The 24,466-nt window shown below is 68.7% G+C and carries 23 protein-coding genes; 11 read left to right on the top strand and 12 right to left on the bottom strand.

The features are described 5' to 3' along the window. Positions 1-2: 2 nt before the first annotated feature. Both D7D52_RS02490 and D7D52_RS02485 read left to right on the top strand, forming a co-directional pair. Positions 3-926 carry a 4-(cytidine 5'-diphospho)-2-C-methyl-D-erythritol kinase gene (locus D7D52_RS02490; protein ID WP_120743737.1) on the top strand — a complete coding sequence of 308 codons (924 nt, stop codon included), beginning with the start codon at positions 3-5 and terminating at the stop codon, positions 924-926. A 126-nt stretch (positions 927-1,052) separates the two neighbouring features. Continuing rightward, the gene (locus D7D52_RS02485; RefSeq protein WP_120734862.1) at positions 1,053-2,849 is read left to right on the top strand and encodes an ABC-F family ATP-binding cassette domain-containing protein; all 1,797 of its coding nucleotides are present in this window, start codon (positions 1,053-1,055) and stop codon (positions 2,847-2,849) included. Positions 2,850-2,864: 15 nt separating this feature from the next. On the opposite strand, the gene D7D52_RS02480 is transcribed toward D7D52_RS02485, so the two are convergent. Together D7D52_RS02480 and D7D52_RS02475 are read right to left on the bottom strand one after the other, a co-directional pair. Then, positions 2,865-3,749: an Abi-alpha family protein gene (locus D7D52_RS02480; protein ID WP_120734861.1), complete on the bottom strand. Its 885-nt coding sequence runs from the start codon at positions 3,747-3,749 to the stop codon at positions 2,865-2,867. Then, positions 3,740-5,023 (bottom strand): DUF445 domain-containing protein, encoded by a 1,284-nt coding sequence (locus tag D7D52_RS02475; RefSeq protein WP_120734860.1) that lies wholly within the window; start codon positions 5,021-5,023, stop codon positions 3,740-3,742. The genes D7D52_RS02480 and D7D52_RS02475 overlap by 10 nt, the downstream gene beginning before the upstream one ends. Before the next feature lie 388 nt (positions 5,024-5,411). Between D7D52_RS02475 and D7D52_RS38955 the strand changes: the two genes are divergently transcribed. Next, on the top strand, positions 5,412-6,296 hold the full coding sequence (locus D7D52_RS38955) for an Abi-alpha family protein (protein WP_120743736.1): 885 nt from the start codon (positions 5,412-5,414) through the stop codon (positions 6,294-6,296). 114 nt (positions 6,297-6,410) lie between these two features. Further along, positions 6,411-6,932: a nuclear transport factor 2 family protein gene (locus D7D52_RS02465; RefSeq protein ID WP_120734859.1), complete on the top strand. Its 522-nt coding sequence runs from the start codon at positions 6,411-6,413 to the stop codon at positions 6,930-6,932. Positions 6,933-6,972: 40 nt separating this feature from the next. Here D7D52_RS02465 and pth read toward each other — a convergent pair whose 3' ends face one another. Further along, on the bottom strand, positions 6,973-7,545 hold the full coding sequence (pth, locus tag D7D52_RS02460) for an aminoacyl-tRNA hydrolase (RefSeq protein WP_425464605.1): 573 nt from the start codon (positions 7,543-7,545) through the stop codon (positions 6,973-6,975). 54 nt (positions 7,546-7,599) lie between these two features. Beyond that, positions 7,600-8,202 (bottom strand): 50S ribosomal protein L25/general stress protein Ctc, encoded by a 603-nt coding sequence (locus tag D7D52_RS02455; protein ID WP_120734857.1) that lies wholly within the window; start codon positions 8,200-8,202, stop codon positions 7,600-7,602. Positions 8,203-8,569: 367 nt separating this feature from the next. On the opposite strand from D7D52_RS02455, the gene D7D52_RS02450 reads away from it, so the two are divergent. Next, on the top strand, positions 8,570-8,857 hold the full coding sequence (locus D7D52_RS02450) for a hypothetical protein (RefSeq protein ID WP_120734856.1): 288 nt from the start codon (positions 8,570-8,572) through the stop codon (positions 8,855-8,857). Positions 8,858-8,943: 86 nt separating this feature from the next. On the opposite strand, the gene D7D52_RS02445 is transcribed toward D7D52_RS02450, so the two are convergent. Next, the gene (locus D7D52_RS02445; RefSeq protein ID WP_120734855.1) at positions 8,944-9,615 is read right to left on the bottom strand and encodes a lysophospholipid acyltransferase family protein; all 672 of its coding nucleotides are present in this window, start codon (positions 9,613-9,615) and stop codon (positions 8,944-8,946) included. A gap of 92 nt (positions 9,616-9,707) precedes the next feature. Between D7D52_RS02445 and D7D52_RS02440 the strand changes: the two genes are divergently transcribed. Both D7D52_RS02440 and D7D52_RS02435 read left to right on the top strand, forming a co-directional pair. After that, on the top strand, positions 9,708-10,277 hold the full coding sequence (locus tag D7D52_RS02440) for a TetR/AcrR family transcriptional regulator (protein ID WP_120734854.1): 570 nt from the start codon (positions 9,708-9,710) through the stop codon (positions 10,275-10,277). A gap of 101 nt (positions 10,278-10,378) precedes the next feature. Beyond that, positions 10,379-12,004 (top strand): peptide chain release factor 3, encoded by a 1,626-nt coding sequence (locus D7D52_RS02435; RefSeq protein WP_120734853.1) that lies wholly within the window; start codon positions 10,379-10,381, stop codon positions 12,002-12,004. Positions 12,005-12,015: 11 nt separating this feature from the next. Here D7D52_RS02435 and D7D52_RS02430 read toward each other — a convergent pair whose 3' ends face one another. Continuing rightward, on the bottom strand, positions 12,016-13,662 hold the full coding sequence (locus D7D52_RS02430; RefSeq protein ID WP_120734852.1) for a fatty acyl-AMP ligase: 1,647 nt from the start codon (positions 13,660-13,662) through the stop codon (positions 12,016-12,018). Between the two features lie 86 nt (positions 13,663-13,748). Continuing rightward, a complete protein-coding gene (locus D7D52_RS02425) occupies positions 13,749-14,921 on the bottom strand; it encodes an aminotransferase class V-fold PLP-dependent enzyme (RefSeq protein WP_120743735.1) in 1,173 nt (390 codons plus the stop codon). A 123-nt stretch (positions 14,922-15,044) separates the two neighbouring features. Here D7D52_RS02425 and egtA point away from each other — a divergent pair, with 123 nt between their 5' ends. The 4 genes from egtA (at position 15,045) to egtD (ending at position 19,849) form a co-directional block, all read left to right on the top strand. Continuing rightward, positions 15,045-16,424, top strand: coding sequence for an ergothioneine biosynthesis glutamate--cysteine ligase EgtA (gene egtA, locus D7D52_RS02420; protein ID WP_120734851.1), 1,380 nt, complete (start codon positions 15,045-15,047; stop codon positions 16,422-16,424). A 127-nt stretch (positions 16,425-16,551) separates the two neighbouring features. Next, a complete protein-coding gene (egtB, locus tag D7D52_RS02415) occupies positions 16,552-17,895 on the top strand; it encodes an ergothioneine biosynthesis protein EgtB (protein ID WP_120734850.1) in 1,344 nt (447 codons plus the stop codon). After that, positions 17,895-18,881, top strand: coding sequence for a class II glutamine amidotransferase domain-containing protein (locus D7D52_RS02405; RefSeq protein WP_246023605.1), 987 nt, complete (start codon positions 17,895-17,897; stop codon positions 18,879-18,881). Before egtB ends, D7D52_RS02405 begins: the two co-directional genes overlap by 1 nt. Then, on the top strand, positions 18,878-19,849 hold the full coding sequence (gene egtD / locus D7D52_RS02400; protein ID WP_120734849.1) for an L-histidine N(alpha)-methyltransferase: 972 nt from the start codon (positions 18,878-18,880) through the stop codon (positions 19,847-19,849). The genes D7D52_RS02405 and egtD overlap by 4 nt, the downstream gene beginning before the upstream one ends. 286 nt (positions 19,850-20,135) lie before the next feature. On the opposite strand, the gene D7D52_RS02395 is transcribed toward egtD, so the two are convergent. The 5 genes from D7D52_RS02395 to glmU all read right to left on the bottom strand — a co-directional run bounded on the left by D7D52_RS02395 (position 20,136) and on the right by glmU (position 24,435). After that, the gene (locus D7D52_RS02395) at positions 20,136-20,774 is read right to left on the bottom strand and encodes a DUF2461 domain-containing protein (protein ID WP_120734848.1); all 639 of its coding nucleotides are present in this window, start codon (positions 20,772-20,774) and stop codon (positions 20,136-20,138) included. Between the two features lie 13 nt (positions 20,775-20,787). Further along, the gene (locus tag D7D52_RS02390) at positions 20,788-21,288 is read right to left on the bottom strand and encodes a DUF4190 domain-containing protein (protein ID WP_120734847.1); all 501 of its coding nucleotides are present in this window, start codon (positions 21,286-21,288) and stop codon (positions 20,788-20,790) included. Positions 21,289-21,362: 74 nt separating this feature from the next. Next, positions 21,363-21,695, bottom strand: a complete 333-nt coding sequence (locus tag D7D52_RS02385) for a hypothetical protein (protein WP_246023604.1) — start codon at positions 21,693-21,695, stop codon at positions 21,363-21,365. A gap of 260 nt (positions 21,696-21,955) precedes the next feature. Beyond that, positions 21,956-22,936: a ribose-phosphate diphosphokinase gene (locus D7D52_RS02380; RefSeq protein ID WP_120734846.1), complete on the bottom strand. Its 981-nt coding sequence runs from the start codon at positions 22,934-22,936 to the stop codon at positions 21,956-21,958. Next, positions 22,933-24,435, bottom strand: coding sequence for a bifunctional UDP-N-acetylglucosamine diphosphorylase/glucosamine-1-phosphate N-acetyltransferase GlmU (gene glmU, locus D7D52_RS02375; protein WP_120734845.1), 1,503 nt, complete (start codon positions 24,433-24,435; stop codon positions 22,933-22,935). Before glmU ends, D7D52_RS02380 begins: the two co-directional genes overlap by 4 nt. Between the last annotated feature and the right edge of the window lie 31 nt (positions 24,436-24,466).

Genomic DNA, 24,466 nt, shown 5'->3' with positions numbered 1-24,466 from the left:
GCGTGCTCTCAGTTGTGCCCAGCCCCGTCGTCGTGCGCGCGCCCGCCAAGGTGAACCTGCACCTCGGGGTCGGCGACCTGCGCGAGGACGGCTACCACGACCTCACCACCGTCTTCCAGGCGTTGTCGCTGTGCGACGACGTCCAGCTCGCGCCGTCCGCGGCACTGCGGGTGAAGGTCACCGGCGAGGGCGCCGAGGAGGTGCCCACCGATCGCGGCAACCTGGTCTGGCAGGCCGCGGTGAAGCTCGCCGACCTGGGCGGGCGCGCGCCGCTGGTGGAATTCGCCATCAGCAAGGGCATTCCGGTGGCGGGCGGCATGGCCGGCGGCAGCGCGGACGCCGCGGCCGCCCTCATCGGCCTGAACGACCTGTGGGAACTCGGCCTCGGCCGCACCGAATTGTCCGAGATCGCAGCCGAACTCGGCAGCGACGTGCCCTTTTCCCTGCACGGCGGCACCGCCCTCGGCCGCGGCCGCGGCGAGAAACTGCTTCCGGTGTTGTCCCGCAACACCTTCCACTGGGTGCTGGCGCTGGCCAAGGACGGCCTGTCCACCCCCGCCGTCTTCCGCGAACTCGACCGGCTGCGCGAGGCCGGCGACCCGCCCCGGCTCGGCAGCCCCGAGGACCTGCTGCAGGCGCTGGCCTCCGGTGCCGCCGAACAGCTGGCCCCGCTGCTGGGCAACGATCTGCAGGCCGCCGCGCTGTCGCTGAAACCGGATCTGCGCCGCACCCTGCGCGCGGGCGTGACCGCCGGCGCGCTCGCGGGCATCGTCTCCGGCTCCGGACCGACCTGCGCCTTCCTCTGCGCGGACGAGGACGCCGCGGTCGCGGTCGCCGCCGAACTCGCGGGCGCGGGCGTGTGCCGTAGCGTGCGCACCGCCTACGGCCCGGTCCCGGGCGCGCGCCGCATCCTGGGTGACAACTGATTTCGTGAGGTTCGGGCCAACTCGCCGGGTGCGGGCCGAGCCTCCCCGAATGCGGCCGCCGGCCCGCGACGACGGGTGAGTAGGCTCTTACGGTTCGTGGAAAGACCCGGAGAGGCGGACAGTTCTGTGGCCAACCTGATCAATCTGGAATCCGTCTCCAAGAGCTTCGGCATCAAGCCGCTGCTCGATTCCGTATCCCTCGGGGTGCAGGAGGGGGAGCGGATCGGCGTCGTCGGCCTCAACGGCGGCGGCAAGACCACGCTGCTGGAAGTGCTGACGGGGCTGGAGGAGCCGGACTCGGGCCGGGTGAGCCGGCGCGGCGATTTGCGCATGGCCGTGGTCACCCAGCGCGGGGTGCTGCCCGAGGGCGCGACCGTCGGCGAGGTCGTGCTCGCCGGACTGGCCGAGGATCAGCGCACCGACGGTGTGGCCGAACACGAATGGGCCTCCAATACCCGCATTCGCACGGTGGTGGAGGGCATCGGCATCGCCGATCTCGGCATGGACACCCCGGTCGGCAACCTGTCCGGCGGCGAGCGCCGCCGCACCGCCCTGGCCGCCGCGCTGGTGCGCGACCTCGATCTGCTGGTGCTCGACGAGCCCACCAACCACCTCGATGTCGAGGGCGTGCAATGGCTGGCCGAGCACCTGCTCGGGCGGCGCAGCGCGCTCGTCGTCGTCACCCACGACCGCTGGTTCCTCGACACCGTCGCCACCCGCACCTGGGAGGTGCAGGGCGGCAAGGTCGAAACCTACGACGGCGGTTACAACGACTGGATCTTCGCGCGCGCCGAGCGGGTCCGGCAGGCCGACGCCAGCGAGGCGCGCCGCCAGAATCTGGCGCGCAAGGAGCTGGCCTGGCTGCGCCGCGGCGCGCCCGCCCGCACCTCCAAGCCGCGCTACCGTATCGAGGCCGCCGAGGCGCTGATCGCCAATGTGCCCGCCCCCCGCGACAAGGTGGAGCTGGCCTCCTTCGCGCGAAAGCGGCTGGGCCGCGTGGTGATCGAGCTCGAGAACGCCACCCTCGCCACCCCGGACGGGCGGGAACTGGTGACCGATCTGACCTGGCGGCTCGCGCCGGGTGAGCGGGTCGGCCTGGTCGGCGTGAACGGTTCCGGCAAGACGACGCTGCTGCGGGCACTCGCGGGCGATCAGGATTTGCAGTCCGGCAAGCGGATCCAGGGTCAGACCGTCAAGATCGGCTGGCTGCGGCAGGAACTCGACGATCTGCCGCTGAACATGCGCGTGCTGGAGGCGGTTCAGGACGTGGCGCAGCGAATGATGCTGGGCGACAAGGAGATCTCCGCCGGTCAACTCGCCGAGCGGCTCGGCTTCACGCCGGCCAAGCAGCGCACCCCCGTCGGCGATCTCTCCGGCGGTGAGCGCCGCCGCCTGCAGCTGACCCGAATCCTCATGGCCGAGCCCAATGTGCTGCTGCTCGACGAGCCCACCAACGACCTCGACATCGACACCCTGCAACAGCTCGAGGACATGCTCGACGGCTGGGCGGGCACCATGGTCGTCATCTCCCACGACCGCTACCTCATCGAGCGCATCTGCGACACCACCTGGGCCCTGTTCGGCGACCGCAAACTCACCAACCTGCCCGGCGGCATCGAGGAGTACCTGCGCAAACGCGCGGCCCTCACCGCACCCCCGGCCAAACCCGCCGCCGCGGCCACCGCGAATTCCGCTGCCCCCGCCACGGATTCGGCCGCCTACCGCGCCGCCCGCAAGGAACTCGCCAAACTGGAACGCGCCCTGGAAAAGCTCACCGACCGCGAGGCGAAACTGCACACCGCCCTCGCCGAAGCCGCCACCGACCCGGACAAGCTGGTCACCCTCGGTGCGGAATTGAAGCAGGTGCAGACGGAAAAGGAAGCGACCGAAGAGCGCTGGCTCGAACTGGCCGACAACGCCTGAACCCGTTCGGGACCGCTACCCGTGCTGTTCGAGATCCAGGGACGGCACGGGCAGGCAGGTGCGGACGAAACCCGCGCCGAAGGAACTCAATTCGATGGTGCGGTAGAGCACCTTGGTGCCGAAGCCGGCGCGCTTGAGCAGGCGGCGCACCTCCGGCATGGCTTCGAGCAACTGGTAGCGGTGGGGGTTGCCCAGCGCCTCGCGGGTGAGGTGGATGAGGCCGAGCCGGTCCAGGTTGGCCAGGTACTCGCCGATCCGGTTGGGGTAGCGCAGTGCGGCGTCCTCGCCGAGCAGGTTGAACGAGCCGCGGTGCGAGGTTCTTCCGGTGCGCACCTCGACGGCGGGCTGTGGCCCGTCCAGGTAGAGATGCCGCACGATGCGCGCCTCGTCGGGCGCGAGTTCGCCCAGAATGCGGGCGTAGGCGGTGTGATGGTGGTCGGCGTCCTCGGCGCGGCCGTCACTCGAGAAATCCGCGGAGCGGCGGAGCAATTCGGCGCCACGGGCGCGCAGGACACTGGCGGGGCTGGGCTCGGCGGCGGGTTCGATGGCCTCCGGCGCGCTGACGCCGAGCGCCTGCCGCACCGAATGCCGCACCTGCGCACCGGCATCGGAGAGAATCGCGCGCGGCGGCTGCCCGGCCATGCTGCCGCGCAACACCACCGATGTCACTCCTAGCGCGGTGTGCAAGCTCCAGAAGCTCGCCTCCACCGCGGCCGACACCGCCACCGCGACCACACCGGCCGTCGCGCGCACGGGCCCGGCCGCTCTTGCGTTCGGGGACACCGCATCCGGCAGCTGCCCGGACTCTCGAACGACCAGGTCGGCACCTTCGCGAACGGCGAGTTCGGTACCGGCCACGTCGAGATCGTCGTCGCCGCTGCCGGATTCGGTTATAGCCATGTGCTCGCCACTCCTGTTCCGAAGATCAGAAGGTGAGCGTAACCGGCGATGAGCCCCAGCGCGCCGCCATGGACGAACAAGAGCCATTCGTCTTGTTTGATGGCCGATCGCAGCATGTCGACGAACTCCGGCGGGGGCAGCGCCGACATTTGTTTGGCGATGTACTCCTGGACCTGTCTACCCTGCTGAACGTTGAACGCCGGGTCGGCGAAGGCGATGGGCGCGATGGTCATGGCCTCGGAGGTGAACGAGTCCTGCAGCGAGTCGTATTCGCGGCTGCCCAGCGCGAACTTCACCACCGACTTGGCCGGACCCAGCGCCCGGTCCGCCGCCGGCTTGAGGGTGTCCTGCAGCATCTGCATGGTGCGGTCGGCGCGCGGCCCGTTGAGCAGTTCGTCGCCGATATTGGCCACGGTCATGATCTCGCTGGCCACCAGCGCCGCGTAACCCTCGGTGATCTCGTCCTGCCGTTTGATCAGCAGGCCCTGCCGCCACGGGCACCACCACTTCGGGTAGGCCGGTTCGAAGATGAGGTTGATGCCGATCCAGTTGACCACCCAGCCGATGATCACGCCGCCGACCGGCAGCACCACCAGCGACGACCAGCCCGTCCAATGCAGGATCGCTACCAATACCAGACCCATGGGCGCGCCGAAATAGAAGCCGAAGTTCTGCATGAACCGCAGTTCCTTGGCCCCCAGCACCTGGAACACGGAGTTCAACATCTGCGGCCGGGCCTGGAAGTACCGGATCGTCATCGACTTCACGTCGAGCAGTTGGTCGATGTTCTTGCCGAGTTCATCGGTGAGTTCCCGGAGAATATCCGGCAACTGTTCGCGCACCCGGCTGTGGATCATCTCCTTGACCCCGCCCGGCAGGTTGTACCAGAGCTGCGGATGTTCGCGTTTGAGGATGTCCTCGACAATGTCGCGAATCTGGAGGTCGGCGATTTCCACGAAATGCTCGGCCAGCTTGTCGGGCTCGAGTTCCCGGTAGAAGTCCCCGACGTTGCCGAGTTTCGCCAGCCCCTTGTCCACCGCGATGCTGGCCATCTTGTCCGCCCGTGACGGCACGATCCCCTGCCAGCCGATCCGCCCGTCGTACTGCAGCAACGGCAGCACCTGAATCCGCTTGGGCAGCAACGGAAACACCGCCGCCAATCCGGGCCACCGGAAACCGTGAAACCGGATCGGCCTGAACAGCATGAGCACGCCGGTCCAGTTGGTGATGTAACCGATGACGCCCGTGAACAAGGGGATCGTGATCAATTCCATGAGGATTGTCGGATGTACCCCAAAGAGACTCTCTAGCACGACACCCTCCTGCCGACCCGCAACGCACCGCCGTCGGCGTTGACTACCCCATCGGCGATTCGGACCTTACTGGCTATCGATGAAACGAGTCCAGCGACGGAGTGTCTGAGTCGGAGATCTCGGTCACAGTGTCCGGGCAGGATGTTCCTTCCTCTCGATGAGACCACGAGAATGACGGGGACCACATCCATATCGTGCCTTGTGGTCGAGGTGTCGGGGGTCATGCGCGTCGATCGTTGACGAACATGAACTGGGGTAACCTTCGTCTGGCTCGCGGGTTCAACGTGCCCGAAGGTCTGTCGGGGGCAGTAATCTGTGGACGATTGTGTTCACCTGGCGATATTCGGAGATGGACGTGGCGGAAGACAGGATCCCGGGGCAGGACGTGGCCCGGCCGGGACCTCGTGCCGTGGAACGCAGTTCGGACGTCGAGCAGCGGCGGATCAGCAATGAGGCGCGACTGATCCGGGGCGCGTTCCGGGCCGCCGGACTGGCCGTCGGCACCGCGGTGCGGGGGACCGAGTGGGCCGTCGGCACCAGTGTCGAGATCACCAAGCAGTTGACGCAGGCCGCGCTGGACGGCGAATCCTCCGCCGATATCGCCGAGCGCACCGGGGCCGCGCTGCGTTCGATCGCGCGCAGCGCGCTGGGCGTCACCGAGGGTTCGGTGCGCGAGATCGTCAGCTACGTACCGACTCCCATCGGCCAGCCCCAGCAGCAGGCCGTCACCACCGGGCTGCTGCGCTCGGCCACCACCGACGAACTGCGCCGCCGCGGCGACGCGCTGCTGGCCCGCTCGGCCGACGTCTACTTCACCGAGGACGTGCACCCCGCCTACGACCGCATTCTCGATCAGCTCGCGCCCGACGAGGCCCGCATCCTGCGCTTCATGGCGTTGCAGGGCCCGCAGCCGGCGGTGGACGTGCGCACCAACCGGCCGCTGGGCATCGGCTCGGAGCTGGTCGCGGGCGATCTGACCTCGGTGCCCGAGCAGTCCGGCGTGCGCTACCCCGATCGCGCCCGCCACTACCTGATCAACCTCAACCGCCTGGGCCTGACCACGACCTCCGAGGATCCGGTGGTGCTGTCGCGCTACATGGTGCTCGAGGTACAGCCGGTGGTCGAGCAGGCGCTCAAGAAGGCGGGCCGGGTGCCCAAGATCGTGCGAAAGAGCCTGCGGCTGACCGAATTCGGCGAGGACTTCTGCAACACCTGCTTCACGATCAACGGCTAGGCCGGGTTCGGGCGGGCGCGCGTTCGGCGGCGCTCGGTACCGGGCTGATAGCGATCCGGTACAGATCTGTGCCGATCTCTGAAGGTTTCCTACACCTGATGGGATTGTGGAGGTATGGATTCCGATGCCGTCGCGGCGATCAGCCGGCTGAAGTTCCGTTACCTGCGCGCGTTGGACACCAAGGCGTGGGAGGAGTTCGCCGACACCATGATTCCGGAGGCCACCGCCACCTACAGCGAGTACCTCCAGTTCGAATCCCGCGACGCCTTCCTGGCCTTCATGCGCAATACGCTCGGCCCGCACGTCATCACCGAACACCGTTGCGACCATCCGGAAATCGACGTGGACGGCGACGAGGCGACCGGCACCTGGTACCTGGCCGACACCGTGCTGATCCCGGGCCACAACATGCTGCTGCGCGGCGCCGCGTTCTACTCCGACCGCTATGTGCGCTGCGACGACGGCCGCTGGCGCATCGCCCACACCGGATACGAGCGCACCTACGAGGTCGTGCTGTCGCTGTCGGACCTACCGAGCCTGCGCCTGACCTCGAGCCGCTGGGGCCTGATCGCCCGCGACCCCGCCGACTCCCCGCGCATCGAACCCAGCAGCGACGGCAGCGGCACCCTGGGCTGACCACGCGGGTGGCGCAGTGCCTCAGGGCAATTGAGCGCTCTCAGTGCAATTGATTCTGCGCGGGTTCCAGGCCCACGCGCAGCAGGAGTTCGACCGCGTCCGCGGTCTGCTCGACGATCACCGGGACCTCTTTGCGCTCCGGCGCGGAGAAGGGCTTGAGCACGTAGTCCGCGGGATCCTGGCGGCCGGGCGGGCGGCCGATGCCGAAGCGGACGCGCAGATAGTCCTTGGTGGTGAGGGCCTGCGAGATCGAGCGCAGCCCGTTGTGCCCGCCCTCGCCGCCGCCGCGCTTGAGGCGGATCTGGCCGAAGGGGAGGTCGAGTTCGTCGTGGACGACGATCACCTCGGTGGCGGGCACGGAGAAGAATTTGGCCAGCGCCGCGACGGGCCGCCCGGACAGGTTCATATAGGTACGCGGCTTGGCCAGCAGCACCTTGCGCCCGTCCAGGCGGGCCTCGAGCAGATCCGCGCCGGACTTCTTGTGCACGGTGAAACGGCCGCCGACGCGCTCCGCGAGCACATCGGCGACCATGAAACCGACATTGTGCCGGGTGCGCTCGTATTCGGATCCGGGGTTGCCCAGTCCGACCACGAGCGCGGGCCCAGTCGTCATCTCTGTCATGGAGAGATTGCCTCGGTTGTCGAGAACCGTTGCGGGAGTAGGGAGTTACTCCGCGGCGGCCTCTTCGGAAGCGGCCGCTTCGCCCTCGCTGTCGGCGGCGGCGGCCGGGGCGGCGATGATGTTGACGATCAGGGCCTCGGGATCGCCGGCCAGGGTGACACCCTTCGGCAGCGCGATCTGGCCCGCGAGGATCTGGGTGCCGGCCTCGATGCCCTCGATGGAGATCTCGATGGACTCGGGGATGTGCAGGGCGTCGGCCTCGATCGACAGCACGATGGTGTCCTGCTGGACCAGGGTGCCGGAGGCGGCGTCGCCGACCAGGGCGATGCTCACGTCGGCGGTGACCTTCTCGCCACGACGCACGATCAGCAGGTCGGCGTGCTCGATGTAGCGGCGGATCGGGTGGACGACGACCGACTTGGTCAGCGCCAGCTGCTTCTTGCCTGCGATGTCCAGGTTCAGCACGGCGTTGGTGCCGTGCTCACGCAGGATGGCGGCGAACGCCTGGGCGTTGACCGACAGGTGCTGCGGCTCCTCGTTGTGGCCGTAGAGCACGGCGGGAACGTTGCCGTCGCGGCGGGTCCGGCGGGCAGCGCCCTTACCGAACTCGGTGCGAACGGTGGCTTCGAGAAGGTTGGCGTCGGACATGACTGTCTACTCCCTACGGCTCGTCCGGGCTGTAATGTCAGCTGGTCGCCAGGCGACGGGGCCGCCCTGGCTGAGTTGGTCTGCTCGTCGGCGACGACCAACATGGGACGGCCGCAATGGCCGAGCCGCGTCGATCACGGTGGGCAATTGGGTGCCACACCCTCGCCGAGACAACCTGACGACTCTAACATGCGGTGAAAACGCTTCCGCGCCACCCCCGGCGCGGGCCGACGGTGTCTGCTTCGGTATCACGAATTCGCCGCTGAAAGTCCCATTTCGGGCCTTGTTTCCCCTTCTTTGAAGAAGTACTGTTTCACACCATTCCCTGGGTCGCGGGGAATGGCTTGCACCGTCAGTAGGGACTTTCATGAAGAGCATTCACCGGTACGGACTGGGCGCGGTCGGCATCGCCGCCGTCGCTCTCACCCTCTCCACTCCCATCGCCTCCGCGGACATCGTGGGCCAGGACGGGAGCGTCAGCGCGATCACCGCGGACTGCGGGCCGACCCCGACCCCGACGCCGCCGACCAAGCCGGGCTCGCCCTCGGGCACCGGCAGCAGCACCAGCGCGCTCACCCCGCTGCTGGGCGCCCTGCTGGGCGCGGCCGGCACCGGCAGCGCCACCTCCGGCGGCACCGGCGCGTCCATCGGCTGACGGACGGATCGACGGCCGGTTGTTCGGATTCCGCGCGGGGAATCCGAACAACCGGCCGTTGTCGTTTCAGGCGGCCCGCTGTCGTTTCAGGCGGCCTGACTCGCGGCGGCCTTGAAAGTGGCCGCGTAGCAATCGACATAGGGGCGGCCCGAGCGGCGCACGATGTCGGCCATGAGTTCGTCGGTGGCGGTGCGCACGGCCTGCTGATCGGCGGGCCGGAAGTAGCGGGGGCGGCCGAAGGAGATGTGGACCCGGGCCGGGCGCAGGAAGCGACGGTCGCGGGGATTGACCCGGTCGGTGCCCGAGAGCACGACGGGGATGACGGGAGCGCCGGTCCGCATGGCCACCCGGATCACGCCGGTGCGGCCGCGATAGACGCGGCCGTCGGGCGAGCGCGTGCCCTCGGGGTGAATGCCCCAGATCCCGCCGGATTCCAGAATGCGCACCGCCGCGGCGAGCGAATCCGAGCCCGCGCTGCCGCCGGTGCGGTCCACCGGGACCTGGCCGGTGGCGTTCATGACGAAACGGTGGACACGGCCGCGGAATCCGCCGGTCGTGAAGTACTCCTGCTTGGCGATGAAGGTGACCCGGCGGCGCAGCGCCAGGCACAGGTAGAGCGAATCCACCACGGCCAGATGGTTTGCCGCGATGATGACCGGCCCGTCGGCCGGAACATGGTGCAGCCCCTCGATCTTCGGCCGGCCCAGCAGTCGCAGCACCGGTCCGACCAGTACGTGCTTGAGCAGCCAGTACCACATGAAAAGCCCTCCCGAGAGCTGCCGTAGACAATGTCTACCTGTCTACCGGACCCGGATAGACACTGTCTACCCCTTCCGTGAGAATGTGAGGCATGACTTCGGTTGAGCCACTGCGGGAACGGTTGGTGACGGCGGGCGTCGACATGCTCGAGCAGACCGGGGCCGGGCAGCTCGGGCTGCGGGCCATCGCCCGGGAGGCGGGCGTCTCGCACGGCGCGCCCCGGCGGTATTTCCCCACCCACAACGCGTTGCTGGCCGCCATCGCGTCGCGCGGATACGCCGACCTGCGCGCCGATATCGAGGCCGTGCGCGCGAAAACGCCACGCGCGCAACTGGACCGCACGGCGCTGGCCTATGTGACCTTCGCGCTGCGCCGGCCGGAGATGTTCACCCTCATGTTCCGTCACGATCTGCTCGAGGGCGCGGGCGAGAACCTGCGCGAGACCGTCACCCTGCCGCTGTTCCGGCATTGGCGCGCGCTCGTGGCCGACTGCGTGCCGGATCCGACGGGGGAACGCGCCATGTGCCTGTGGACCAACCTGCACGGTCTGGCCGTCCTCGCCGCCAATCGCAGTCTCGAGGCGGTGGCGCCCGAGGCGGATCTGCTCGCCCTGATCGCCCGGGCCATCGCCCAGTACCTGGGCACTCCGGCCTCGGCCTGAGTGCCCGTACCCCTCGGCACCGGGGCCGGACCAGGCGGTCGTGCGAGTGGGCCGGTCGCGTACCCTGGTGCGGTTGCCTCGTCCGCACAAAGGAGTCCCCCGTGAGTTCCCCGACTGCCAGCGCGACCTCTGCTACCTCCGGGCGGCTGGCCGACGAGGCGGCGCGGCGGCGCACCTTCGCGGTGATCTCGCATCCGGACGCCGGTAAATCCACGCTCACCGAGGCGCTCGCGCTGCACGCGAAGAAGATCTCCGAGGCCGGCGCCATCCACGGCAAGGCCGGGCGCAAGTCGACCGTCTCCGACTGGATGGAGATGGAGAAGGCGCGCGGCATCTCGGTGAGCTCCACGGCGCTGCAGTTCGAGTACGGGGACTGCGTCATCAACCTGGTCGACACCCCCGGTCACTCCGACTTCTCCGAGGACACCTACCGGGTGCTCACCGCGGTCGACGCGGCCGTCATGCTCATCGACGCCGCCAAGGGCCTGGAACCGCAGACGCTCAAGCTGTTTCAGGTCGCCCGCGATCGCGGCATCCCGGTCGTGACCGTCATCAACAAGTGGGACCGGCCAGGTCAGGCCCCGCTGGAGCTGCTCGACGAGATTCTCGAGCGCATCGGCCTGACCCCGACCCCGCTGTTCCTGCCGGTCGGCATCGCGGGTGACTTCCGCGGTCTGCTGCGCCGCGGCGAAGACGGCGCGCCCACCGAGTACATCCACTTCACCCGCACCGCCGGCGGCGCGACCATCGCGCCCGAGGAGCACTACACGCCCGAGCAGGCCGCCGAGCGCGAGGGCGACGCCTGGGCCACTGCCGCCGAGGAGAGCGAACTGCTCTCGGCCGCCGGGCAGGACCACGATCAGGAGCTGTTCCTGGCCGGGCAGACCTCGCCGGTCATCTACGCCTCCGCCATGCTGAATTTCGGTGTGCGCCAACTGCTGGACACGCTTGTCGAGCTCGCGCCGCCGCCGCGCGCCCGCAAGGACGTCAAGGGCGAGCCGCGTGAGACCACGGCGCCGTTCAGCGCCGTCATCTTCAAGGTGCAGGCCGGCATGGACACCGCGCACCGCGACCGGCTGGCGTTCATGCGCATCGTGTCCGGCGAGTTCGAGCGCGGCATGGTGGTGACCCACGCGCAGACCGGGCGGCCCTTCGCCACCAAGTACGCGCTGACCGTGTTCGGCCGCGAGCGCACCACCGTCGACACCGCCTATCCGGGCGATGTGGTGGGTCTCGTCAACGCGACCGCGCTGGCCCCCGGGCACACGCTGTACGTGGACAAGAAGGTGGAGTTCCCGCCCATCCCGTCCTTCGCGCCCGAGCATTTCGCCTCGCTGCGCGCCAAGACCGCGGACAAGTACAAGCAGTTCCGCAAGGCCATGGATCAGCTGGACTCCGAGGGCGTGGTGCAGGTGCTGCGCAACGACGCCCGCGGCGATCAATCACCGGTTCTGGCCGCGGTCGGCCCCATGCAGTTCGAAGTCGTCACCGCCCGTATGCAATCCGAGTTCAATGTCGAGACCCAGCTCGATCATCTGCCGTTCCAGCTGGCGCGGCGCACCGACGCCGAATCGGCCGAGGAGCTCAGCCGCCAGCGCGGTGTGGAGGTGTTCACCCGCACCGACGGCGCGATCCTGGCGCTGTTCAGTGACAAATGGCGCTTGCAGTACATCGCCAAGGAGATGCCGAAGCTGACCCTCGAATTGCTGGTCGCCGGAACCGAATAGGCGCTCGCCGCTCAGCCGAGATGGCTGGCGGTGGCCGCCCGGCGCAGCTTGCCGGAGGAGGTCTTGGGCAGCGCGCCCGGACCGAGGACGGTGACGGTGCGCGGCCGGACCCCGACCTCCGAGAAGACGGCGTGCACGATGTCGTGCTCGATGCGGCGGACCTCGTCCGGGTTCTGGTGATCGTTGGATTCGACCACGACGGCGAAGCTTTCGCGTTTCTGGCCCGCGTCCAGCCGGACGGCGACGGCGTTGCCGGGGCGAACGCCCTGGACGCGCAGGGCGGCTCGCTCGATATCGGTGGGGAAGATATTGCGGCCCGCCATGATGATGACGTCCTTGATGCGGCCGCACACCACCACCAGGCCGTCCTCGGTGAAATAACCGATATCGCCGGTGTCGAGCCAGCCGTCGGCGTCCTGCGCGGGTCGGAAGCCGTCGACGGTCACATAGCCGGAAGTGACGGCGGGGCCGCGCAATTCGATGACGCCGACGCTGCGGGTCGGCAGCGGCTGATGCTCGGCGTCCACCACGCGGCCCTCGAGATTGTCGACCAGATAGCCGAGGGTGGGCAGGCGGCGGATGCCGCCGTGGTGGTGTTCGGGATCGCGGATGGGGACCGCCTTGCCGAGGGCCTCCAGCAGGTCCGCGTCCACCACGTCGAGGACCTGGCCCAGGCCCGGATCCGGAATCGACACGGCCAGCGTGGTTTCGGCCATGCCGTAGACGGGTGTCAGCGCCATCGGATTGAGACCGAAGCGTTTCCCGGCCTCGGCGAGGGCGTCCATGGTGTCGGCGTCGACGGGTTCCGCGCCGTTCCACATGTAGCGCACACTGCTCAGGTCGACCGTGCCGTCCGCGGCGGCGCGCAGCCTCCGCGCCAGCAGCGAGTAGGCGAAATTCGGTGCGGCGGTGACGGTTCCCCGGTACTTCGAGATCAGCTCGGCCCACAGGATGGGGCGGGTGAGAAAGTCCAGCGGCGTCACGCACACCACCTCGGCGCCGAATTGCATGGGGACGCTGAGGAATCCGACCATGCCCATATCGTGGAACAGCGGCAGCCAGCTGACCATCACATCGTCGTCGAGCTGGAACTTCACCCGATCGAACATGGCGTAGGCGTTGACGAAGAAATTGCCGTGCGTGATGCGCACCGCCTTGGGCGAGCCGGTGGATCCGGATGTCAACTGCTGCAGGGCGATATCGTCCTCGCCGGTCGGCACCGGATCCACGGGGGCGCCGGCGCGCATGGCGTCGAGGGTGACCACCGTGATGCCGCGTTCGCGCAGCAGCGATTCGGCGATCTCGAAGGGCGCGCCCAGAATGACCGCGCGCGCCTCGATCATGCCCAGCACGGTCTCGGTGTCGTGCGCCCACACCTGCAGGTCGGTGCGCGGCGTCGGCTGGTGCAGCATGGTGATCGAGGCGCCGCGCATCCACACCGCCTGGCAGGCGGGCGCGATATCGACGGGCATGCCGGCCAGCACGCCCACCGCGTCGCCCGGGCCGATGCCGGCGGCGGCCAGGCCGCCGGCCATTCGGCGTGCGGCGTCATGGATTTCGCCCCAGGTGTGCCGTATCGGCGCGTTGGGTTCCCCGGTCACCAGCCCCCGATGGGAGACGCGAGCGGTGGCATACATTTCCTCGGTGAAGCGACTCACGATGGACTCCCTCGAGCGCGTAACCAGCTTCTCCAATATCCCGCGCCGAGTGAGTGCTGTTAACCGTTTCGGGGTGATGCGGTCGGTTATGCGAGGGTTCTGAGCGCGCTCACGAAGCGATCGAGGTCCTCGAAGCTCACGAAGCAGTGCGGGGAGGCGCGCACCACCGAGTTCAGTTCGCGCGCGGACATATCCAGCAGGGTGGACCCGCGGAAGCTGACCGTCAGGGTGATGGCCTCGGCCGCCAGCCGGTCGCGGACCTGGACCGGTTCCAGTCCGTCCACGGTGAAGGAGACGATGCCGGCGTGCTGGGCGCCGCGGTCGCGCACGGTCACGCCCGGAATCTCCTGCAGCGCCTTGCGCAGATACTCGGAGCGCTCGGCGATGGCGGCGTACACCTGGGCGGGGCCCAGCTCGAGCAGATAGCGCACGGCCGCGCCCAGACCCAGCCGGGCCGCCACATTGCTCTCCCAGAATTCGAAGCGGGTGGCATCGGGGGACAGCACGTAGTCGTCGGGGGCGGTCCATTCGGCGCTGTGCAGGTCCAGGCGGGTGGGTTCCAGGCTCAGGGCCAGGTCGGGGCGCAGGTAGAGGAAACCGGTGCCGCGCGGGCCGCGCAACCATTTGCGGCCCGTGGCCGAGAGCGCGTCCACGCCGAGTTCGGCGACGTCGAGCGGCAGCTGTCCGGCCGATTGGCAGGCGTCCAGCAGGACCAGCGCCTCGACCCGATGCGCGATGCGGGCGGCCTCGGCGACCGGGTTCACCAGTCCGCCGTTGGTCGGAACGTGAAGCAGCGACACCAGTTTCACGCGGTCGTCGATCATGGCCGCGAGCGCGTCGAGATCGAGTTGGCCGCTGGAATCGCTGGGGATCACCTCTACCGTCGCGCCGGTCTGGCGGGCGCGCTGCAGGGCCGCGATCGCATTGCTGGCGTAGTCCGCGCCGGAGATCAGGATGCGGTCGCCGGCCGCCAGCGGAACCGAGTAGAAGAAATCGCTCCAGGAGCGGCTGGCGCTGTCGCTGAGGGCGATGGCGGCCGGGTCGGCGTTGATCAGCTCGCCGATGGCGGTCTTGACGGCGTGCAGCTCGTCGATGCGTTCGTTCGCGGCGCGATAGCCACCGATTTCGGCCTCGCGCCGCAGATGGTCGATGGTGGTGTCGACGACCACGCGCGGGGGCAGCGACGAGCCCGCACTGTCGAGAAATACCTGATTTTCACAACCGGGGGTGTCGGCCCGCAGGGCGGCGATATCGCGCATGTGATCGACCATATCGGCTGGGGTGTTCCCCATTTCGTCAGAATTCTTGTCATAGTGGGTCGCTACCCTGGTTGAGTCGCCGTGTGTCCCCCCTTCGGCGACCGCATCAGACGGAGGTTGGCAATGGCTGTCACGGCGTCACCGACCGATGTGCTGCACAGTGGCCTGGCCGAATCGGAGCCCGGCGGCGAGTTCTCCTCACGAGCCGCCGCCGAGGCTTACATCGGGAAAGTGTGTTTCAAACAGGGCCCACCGTCGCTCATCGGTGCCGAACTGGAGTGGTTCACCGCGCAAGGTGAACGTTCGGCAACCGCTTCGCGTCCCGACCCGAGGGTCCTCGCGGACGCGCTCGGACCGTATGCGCCACGGTCCATCAGTCCTGATTCCCCGGCCGTCGCTTTGCCGGGAGGCAGCCGGGTCACCATCGAACCCGGCGGTCAGATCGAATTGTCCAGTGCCCCGTTCGGCGCCGCCGCCGAACTGTGTGAGCGCTTGCGGTCGGATTCGATACGCCTGCGGGAGCTGCTCGAATCCCGCGCCATCCGAATGTTTTCCGGGGCCGCCGACGCGGTCCGGCAGCCGGTGCGCGTGCTGCGGCTGCCGCGCTATCGGGCCATGGAGCGATCCTTCGCCGGCATCGGCCCGTTCGGCGCGCTCATGATGTGCAATACCGCGGCCACCCAGGTCAGCCTCGACGCGGGCGCGCACCCCGGCGAGATCGCGGCCCGCTGGAATGCCTTGCACGCCATGGGTCCCGCCCTGCTGGCCGCCTTCGCCTGCTCACCCGACCTGCACGCCGCCCCGCCGGGGGAGTGGGCGTCCCAGCGCATGCGCGCCTGGCAGCGCCTCGACCATCTGCGCACCCGGCCGCCCGTGCACGACTGGGCCGACCCGATCTCCGGCTACGCCCGGTGGGTGCTGGACGTCCCACTCCTGTGCGTGCGGCCCCGTTCGGCGCCGGCCCGGAACGGAGTCGCGGGCGGTGGTGCCCGAGTGAGCGGCGGCGTCGCGAGCTCCAACAGGGCCGCGGTCGACCCCGACAGCGTGGACTGGAGTGCGCCGCCGGGGGCGACCTTCGCCGACTGGTTGTGCGGGGCGCTGGACGAGGAGATCGGGCGTCGCCCGGATCGCGACGATCTCGACTACCACCTCACCACGGTGTTCCCGCCGGTCCGCGCGTCCGGGCATCTCGAGGTGCGCTACCTCGACGCGCAGCCGGGCGACAGCTGGTCGGTGCCGGTGTACGCCTACGACGCGTTGCTGTCGGATCCCGGAATCGTCGCGGAGGCAACGGATTTGGCCGCGCCCACCGCCGAACTGTGGTCCGAGGCCGCGCGTCTGGGGCTGGCCGATCCGGAGTTGCGCGCGGGCGCGGTGGCGCTGTTGGAGCTGGCCGCCGCGCACGGCTCGAGTCCGGAGGCGGTGCGGGAGTTGGCCGCCGCCGCCGAACGATGTCGCAGCGGACTGTGCCCCACCGGGGGCGAATCCGGAGGCACCGCATGACCTCTCACCTCGGCCCTCTCACCCGCGTGCACGCGGACAACCGGCCGGGGCGGTTCCGGCCGCGCGCGGCACTGTCGCCCGGCCCGGCGGCCCGTGCACGCCTTCTCCACGAATCGGGAGTTCCCTCATGACTGTTCAGCATCTGCCGGGGTCGGATCACAGTGAGACCGAGCGGCTGCGCGAACGCATTGCCGAGACGCTCGCGCGGGCACGGCGGCGGACCGTCGGATTGACCGACTGCATCGACGAAGCCGAACTGGTGGCCCAGCATTCGCGGCTGATGAGTCCGCTGGTGTGGGATCTCGCGCATATCGGCAATCAGGAGGAGCTGTGGCTGGTGCGCGATGTCGGCGGGCGGGAACCCGTGCGCGCGGACATCGATCATCTCTACGACGCCTTTCAGCACTCCCGCGCCGACCGGCCGGCGCTGCCGCTGCTCGATCCGGGCCAGGCCCGCGCCTATGTCGGGACCGTGCGCGACAAGGTGTGGGATGTGCTGGAGCGCAGTCCTTTACGCGGTAGCGAGCTGGTGCACGACGGCTTCGCATTCGGGATGATCGCCCAGCACGAGCAGCAGCACGACGAGACCATGCTCGCCACCCATCAGCTGCGCACCGGCGAGGCGGTGCTGTCCGCGCCGCCCACGCCCGCCGCGCAGGTCCGGGTGAGCGGCGAAGTCGTCGTTCCGGCAGGCGAATTCAGCATGGGCACCGATGACGATCCCTGGGCGCTGGACAACGAGCGGCCCGCGCATCCCGTGCACGTGCCCGGCTTCGCGATCGATGCCGCGCCCATCACCAACGAGCAGTACCTGGCCTTCGTCGACGACGGCGGGTACGAGCGGCCGGAGCTGTGGTCCGAGCGCGGGTGGGCGCATCGGGTCGAGGCGGGGCTGACCGCACCGCAGTTCTGGGAGCAGGACGGCGGGGGACGGTGGTGGCGGCGAGTTTTCGGCGTCATGCAGCCGTTGCGCGCACACCAGCCGATGGTGCACGTCTGCTGGTACGAGGCCGAGGCGTACGCGAACTGGGCGGGCAAGCGCCTGCCCACCGAGGCCGAATGGGAGAAGGCCGCCCGCTTCGACCCGGCGACCGGCCGCTCGCGCCGATACCCTTGGGGCGACGCCGATCCCGACGACGCGCTCGCCAATCTCGGCCAGCGCCACCTGGAACCGGCCGAGGTGGGCGCCTACCCCGCGGGCGCGTCGCCGCTGGGCGTCCACCAGTTGATCGGGGACGTCTGGGAGTGGACCTCCTCCGGGTTCGATCCGTACCCCGGTTTCCGCGCCTTCCCCTATCGCGAGTACTCCGACGTCTTCTTCGGCGGCGACTACCGAGTCCTGCGGGGCGGCTCCTTCGGCGCCGATCAGGTCGCCTCGCGCGGCACCTTCCGCAACTGGGATCACCCCATCCGACGGCAGATCTTCGCCGGCTTCCGCCTCGCCCGCGACCTGCGAGCGGACGAAATCTGATGTGCCGCCACCTCGCCTACCTGGGCCCACCCGCCCCGGTAGGCTCGCTGCTCACCCTGGGCCCGCACGCACTGCGCACCCAATCCTGGGCCCCGCGCGACATGCGCGGCGGCGGCACCATCAACGCCGACGGCTTCGGCGTCGCCTGGTGGCACCACCCCGACGCCGCGAGCCCCGACCACGGCCCCGGCGTCATCTGGCACGGCGGCGCCCCGGATGCTTCCGCCCACGCGGGCTCGGCGGGCGCCGGCGGCGGGGTGCGGGCCGGCACGGAGTCGGCCCTCGGGCCTGGCCCGGTCGCGGGTGAAACTGTTGCCGCCACGGACGGGACACCTTCCGGTGCAGGCGAACTGGTGGTCAGCCGCTATCGCAATGCCGCTCCGATCTGGACGGATCCGGCGGTGGAGGAGGTGCTTCCGCAGATTCGCTCGACCGCGGTGTTGGCCGCGATCCGCTCCGCCACGGTCGGGATGCCGGTGGAACGTGCCGCGTGCGCGCCCTTCACCCATGGCCGCTGGGCGTTCAGTCACAACGGCGCGATCCCCGACTGGCGTCGGGTGCTGACCGAGGTCGCCGCCGAATTCGGTTCGGCCCCATTGCTCGAGGCCGAGTCTCTCACCGACTCCGCGGCTCTCTGGGTGATCCTGCGCGATCTGCTCGCGGATTCTCCGGACGCCGAGCCGGCGGGGGCTACGGGTGGGGACGAGCCGGGGGAGGCGTTGCGGCGGGTGATGGCGGCGGTGCTGGGGCGGTCACCGCGGGCTCGGTTGAATCTGCTGGTGGGGGATGGGGCGGGGGTGTGGGCCACGACGTGGCATCACGCGTTGTCGGTGTTGGAGGCCGACGAGTTCGTGGTGGTGGCGTCGGAACCGTTCGATGACGACGCGCGGTGGCGGCCGATCGAGGATCGGCAGCTGGTGCGGGTGCGGGACGGGCGGGTTTCGGTGCGGCCACTGGATATCGAGATCGGAAGGGCTGGTTCATGAATACGGTTACCGTGGAGATTCATCTCACCGACGAAGACCTGACCACCGCGCTGCGCGAGGACGTGCGGCGCGGGCTGACGGCGGAGCCGAAGTGGCTGCCGCCCAAGTGGTTCTACGATGCGCGCGGCAGCGAGCTGTTCGAGAAGATCACCGAGCTGCCGGAGTACTACCCGACCCGGACCGAGAAGGCATTGCTGGAGCGGGTGGTCGGGGACATCGCCCGGCTCGCGCAGGCCGAGGTGCTCGTCGAGCTGGGAGCGGGGTCGGCCACCAAGACCCGATTGCTGCTGGACGCGTTGACGGCGGCAGGTCCCCTGAAGGCCTATGTGCCGCAGGATGTTTCCGTGTCCGCGCTGCGCATGGCGGCCGACGAGGTGGCCGCGGAGTTCCCGGGGCTGAGCGTGCACGGCGTGGTCAGCGACTTCACCGGCACGCTGGACACTCTGCCCGGCGGCGGGCGGCGTATGGTCGCGTTCCTGGGCGGCACCATCGGCAACCTGGTTCCGGCCGAACGCGCCGAATTCCTCGGCGGCATCCGCGATGTCCTCGAACCGGGGGAAAAGCTGCTGCTGGGCGCGGGCCTGGTCATCGACCCGGCGGTGCTGGTGCCCGCCTACGACGACGCCGCCGGCGTCACCGCCGAGTTCAATCGCAATGTGCTGCACGTGCTCAACGCCCGCCTGGGCGCGAACTTCGCTCCCGAGAAGTTCGCCCACGTCGCGATCTGGGACGCCGCACACGACTGGATCGAAATGCGCCTGCAAGCCACCGAACCCATGACCGTCCACCTCCCCGCCCTCGACCTCACCGTCGACTTCGCAGCCGGCGAACAACTCCGCACCGAGATCTCCGCCAAATTCCACCCCGAAACCCTCGAAACCGAACTATCCGCAGCCGGTTTCACCACCGAACACATCTGGACCGACCCGGACTCCCGCTTCGCCCTGATCCTGGCCGAACGCTGCTAACCCCGGTCACGCCCGCCTGCCACATCCGCCCGCCACATCCGTCCGCCACATCCGTCCGCCACACTCGTCGTCCACAACGCCCTCGGCCCTCGTCATCCCGGCATGCTTTTGGCCGGGATCCACACCTACAAGGGTGGATTCCGGCCAAAAGCGCGCCGGAATGACGTGGTGGGGCGCGCCGGAATGACGTGGTGGGGCGCGCCGGAATGACGTGGTGGGGCGCGCGGAATGACTGGCCGGGCGAGCTGGCATGACGTGGTGGGGGCTCTGTAATGGCTGGTGGTGCCTACTTCTGGGCGGTGACCGCTGCGAGCCACTCGATGAGTGGGCGCATTTGTTCCCAGGCTGCGCGGATCTCCTTGGCGGCTCTGGGGGTGTTCAGCCATGGTGGTGCGCCGAAATCTTTTCCGGCGGTGAGGGATTTGTGGCGGAGGAGGTCTATGCGGGGGTGGTCGATGTCGTAGCCCTTGGGTTTGGTGGCAAGTTTCTCGCCGCCGATGCTGTAGCCGGTCGAGACCAGTTGCGCGATCAGGGATTCCAGTTCGGGGCCGCGGACCTCGTCGTCGATGGCGGCGCGCAGTGCGGTCAGCTGGGCGGGGGAGGCGGCGTACATGCCGCCCGCCACCCGCAGGCCGGCCGCGCCGATCTGGACGTACCAGCCGGAGTACTGAGCGCTGTAGACCACCGCGCCCTGATGATTCTTGTAGGGCGACTTGTCCTTGGCGAAGCGCACATCGCGGTGCGGCCGGAAGATCTTGGCCGCGCCGAAATCCGGTTCCAGTTCGGCGACAAGGGCTTTCATCGGGTCCCGCACCGATTCCTCCCACACCTGCTTGTGGGCGTTCCAGAAGGTCTTGGAGTTATCGGCTTCCAGATCCTCGTAGAAATCGAGTCCGGCGAGCGGGAACCCGGTGAATGCGGTCATGGCTAGCCATTATTCATCGCGAGGAACCGACGACCGCCAGCCCTATCCCGATCCCGATGATCATGCACACGCCCGCGGCGATGGCGGCCCACTTGCCCAGCGGCTCACCCTTGTTGTTGCCGACGATCCCCAGCACGATGCCGACGATGCCGAGAATCGGGCACAGCAGCAATGCCAGTCCCGCGCAGACGAAGCCGATGATGGAGAAGGTCTGCGCGCCCGAGCGCGGCGGTGCGCCGTACGGGTCGGCCGGATACGGCTGACCATAGGGCTGCTGACCATAAGGCTGCTGCTGACCATAGGGCTGCTGACCGGGAGAGTGCTGCTGACCGTAGGGCTGCTGACCGGAAGACTGCTGCCCGTACGGATCCGGGCCGAACTGCTGCGGATACGGCGGCTGATCGCCGCGCGGGTACGGCGGATACGGATCGCCGGTCTCACGTTTGCCCAGGTCGAGCGGTTCCGCGTCGTTCTCGTCGCGGGGTGTGCCGGGTTCGTTCGGTGGCGTGCTCATGTCGCGCCCTCCTCGGTCGGGTGTGGTGACGCCTCTCCAGGGGTTCCCGCTGCCGGTCTGGTTACGCAGGCGTCCTAATCGCCGGGCTCGTCCACGATGTCCATGGCGGCGAGTTCCGCCGGCCGATCGTCCTCGGCCACGTTCTCCTCGCGGCGGCGGCGACGCGTCCACTCCTGGTCGAGCTCGGCGCCGATGCCCAGCCGCCCGGTGTCGTCGTTCTCGCGATTGCGGATGACCAGATCCTCGGGCGGATCGGCGATGTACCGCTCGTACTCGCGGATGTCGTCTTCCTGATCATCGTCGCCGAGGTCGTAGTCGAGATGGTCGACATCGCTGTCGAAGACCTGATCGGTCTCGAAGACCTCGTCCATCAGGCGGGCGTCGTCCTCGTCGGGCCGGTCGGCCATTCGGCACCACCTCTCCGCGCCATCAGCGCACCAGTAGCAAACCGCGAATCCGGCTCCAACGCTACCGCTTGCCCCCGGAAACGGACATCCAATGCGGCCCCATTTCATGGACGGCCGGGTGAAAGACGAGCGGCCCTCCCGCTGTTGCGGGAGGGCCGCTCGACAATGCTATTTCGGGGACTTCGCTCACGGAGAGTGGGTCCGGTGCCCCGGGTGGGGTTCAGGGGTGACAACCCCTGAGAGCCTACGAGAGTTCCTGTTCAGGCGTTGCCGTTGAAAAGGCCGGTGACGGAACCGTTTTCGAAGACCTCGCGGATCGTCTGCGCCAGCAGCGGCGCGATCGACAGCACGGTCAGCGTCGGGAACTTCTTGTCCTCGTCGATGGGCAGGGTGTTGGTGACCACGACTTCCTTGGCGCCGCACGCCGCCAGCCGCTCGGCGGCCGGGGCCGACAGGATGCCGTGGGTGGCGGCGATGACCACATCGCCCGCGCCGGCCTCCTTGAGCACCTTGACCGCGCCGGCGATGGTGCCGCCGGTGTCGATCATGTCGTCGATCAGGATGCAGGTGCGGCCCTCGACCTCACCGACCACGCGGTTGGACACGGTCTGGTTGGGGACCAGCGGGTCACGGGTCTTGTGGATGAACGCCATCGGCGCGTCCGCCAGCGAGTTGGCCCACTTCTCCGCGACCTTCACCCGGCCCGCGTCGGGGGACACGACCGTGATGTTGGACAGGTCGTAGTTGTTGCGGATGTGCTCGGCCAGCTGCACCTGCGCGTGCATGTGATCGACGGGGCCGTCGAAGAAGCCCTGGATCTGATCGGTGTGCAGGTCGATGGTGATGATCCGGTCCGCGCCCGCGGTCTTGAGCAGGTCCGCGATCAGGCGGGCCGAGATGGGCTCGCGGCCGCGGTGCTTCTTGTCCTGGCGGGCGTAGGGGTAGAACGGCAGCACCGAGGTGATGCGCTTGGCCGAACCGCGCTTGAGGGCGTCGATCATGATCAGGTGCTCCATGACCCACTGGTTGAGCGGGGCCGGGAAGCTCTGCAGCACGAAGGCGTCGGAGCCGCGGACCGATTCCTCGAATCGGACGAAGGTCTCACCGTTCGCGAAGTCGCGGGCGGTCTGAGGGGTGACGTGAACATTGAGTTCCTTGGCCACCGCCTCGGCGAGCTCAGGATGAGCGCGCCCCGAGAACAGCATCAGATTCTTCTGGTTATCGGTAGAGAACGCGGTCACGGACGTTCGCCATCCTTTTTCTCGTCGGTTATCTCGGTGGTTCCCGGTTGATCCGGGAGCTCCGCGAGGGCCGCTTCGGCCGCGCGGGCTGCATCGGTGCCGGGGCGATTGCGCTGCACCCAGCCTTCGAGGTTGCGCTGTGCACCACCCGAGACCGCGAGCGCTCCCGGTGGAACGTTTCTGCGCAGTACAGTACCCGCCCCCGAGTACGCGCCGTCACCCACGGTGACCGGGGCGACGAACATATTGTCGCTGCCCGTGCGAACATGCGAACCCACGGTGGTGTGGTGCTTGGCGACCCCGTCGTAATTGACGAAAACGCTGGCCGCCCCGATGTTGCTGTATTCGCCGATGGTGGCGTCGCCCACATAGGACAGGTGCGGGACCTTGGAGCCGGTGCCGATCGTCGCGTTCTTCGTCTCCACGAAGGTGCCGATCTTGCCCTTGTCGCCGAGTGAGGTGCCGGGCCGCAGATAGGCGAACGGGCCGACGCTCGCGCCCGGGCCGATGCTCGACTTCTCGCCGTGGGTGCGGATCACCTTCGCGCCGTCGCCGACGGTGACATCGGTCAGCGTGCAGTCCGGGCCGATCTCGGCGTCCTCACCGATCACGGTGTCGCCCAACAGTTGTACGCCCGGGCGGATCACCGCGTCGCGGCCGATCACCACATTGCCGTCGATCCAGGTGGTGCCCGGATCGATGATGGTGACCCCGGCGCGCATGTGCCGTTCCAGGATGTAGCGGTTGAGGGTGCGGGCCGCGCCGGCCAGCTGCACCCGGTCGTTCACGCCGGTGACCTTGGCATGGTCGACCAGCCGCGCGCCGTGCACCGGATGCCCGGCCTCGCGGGCCAGCTTGAGCACATCGGTGAGGTAGAGCTCGTGGCGCGCGTTGGCGGTATCGATGCGCGAGATCATGATTCGCAGCACGGCCGCGTCGAAGACGTAGACGCCGGAGTTGACCTCGGTGATGGCGGCCTGCTCCGGGCTGGCGTCGGCGTGCTCGACGATCTCCATCATGCGACCCTCGGCGTCGCGCACGATGCGGCCGTAGCCGTTGGGGTCCTCGGGCTCGAAAGTCAGTACGGTGACGGCGGATCCGTCGGAATAGCTGTTGTGCTCGTCGAGCAGCGCGTTGAGGGTGTGCCCGTCCAGCAGCGGCACATCCGCGTAGGTGACCAGGACGTTGCCCGCGAAATCGTCGGGCATGACCGAGAGCGCGCACTGCACGGCGTGACCGGTGCCGCGCTGTTCCTCCTGCACCGCCAGGGTGATCTGGCGGCCCAGTTCCGCACCCACCTTGCCGACCGCGTCGCCGACCTGCTCGCGGTCGTGGCCGATCACGGTGATGAGCGACGTCGGGTCGATCTCGTGCGCGGCATGCAGCGCGTGCGCGAGCATGCTCCGACCGGCGAGCGGGTGCAACACCTTCGGTGTCTTGGACCGCATTCGAGTTCCGGCTCCGGCGGCGAGAACGACGACGGCGGTCTGCTGTGGCATGGATCTCCCTCGGCTGCCGGTCATCGTGTGC

This window comes from Nocardia yunnanensis (assembly GCF_003626895.1).
In the GTDB taxonomy this organism is placed as follows: domain Bacteria; phylum Actinomycetota; class Actinomycetes; order Mycobacteriales; family Mycobacteriaceae; genus Nocardia; species Nocardia yunnanensis.
The sequence above is the reverse complement of the archived record's forward strand: the minus strand, read 5'-3'. Positions and strand labels throughout refer to the sequence as shown.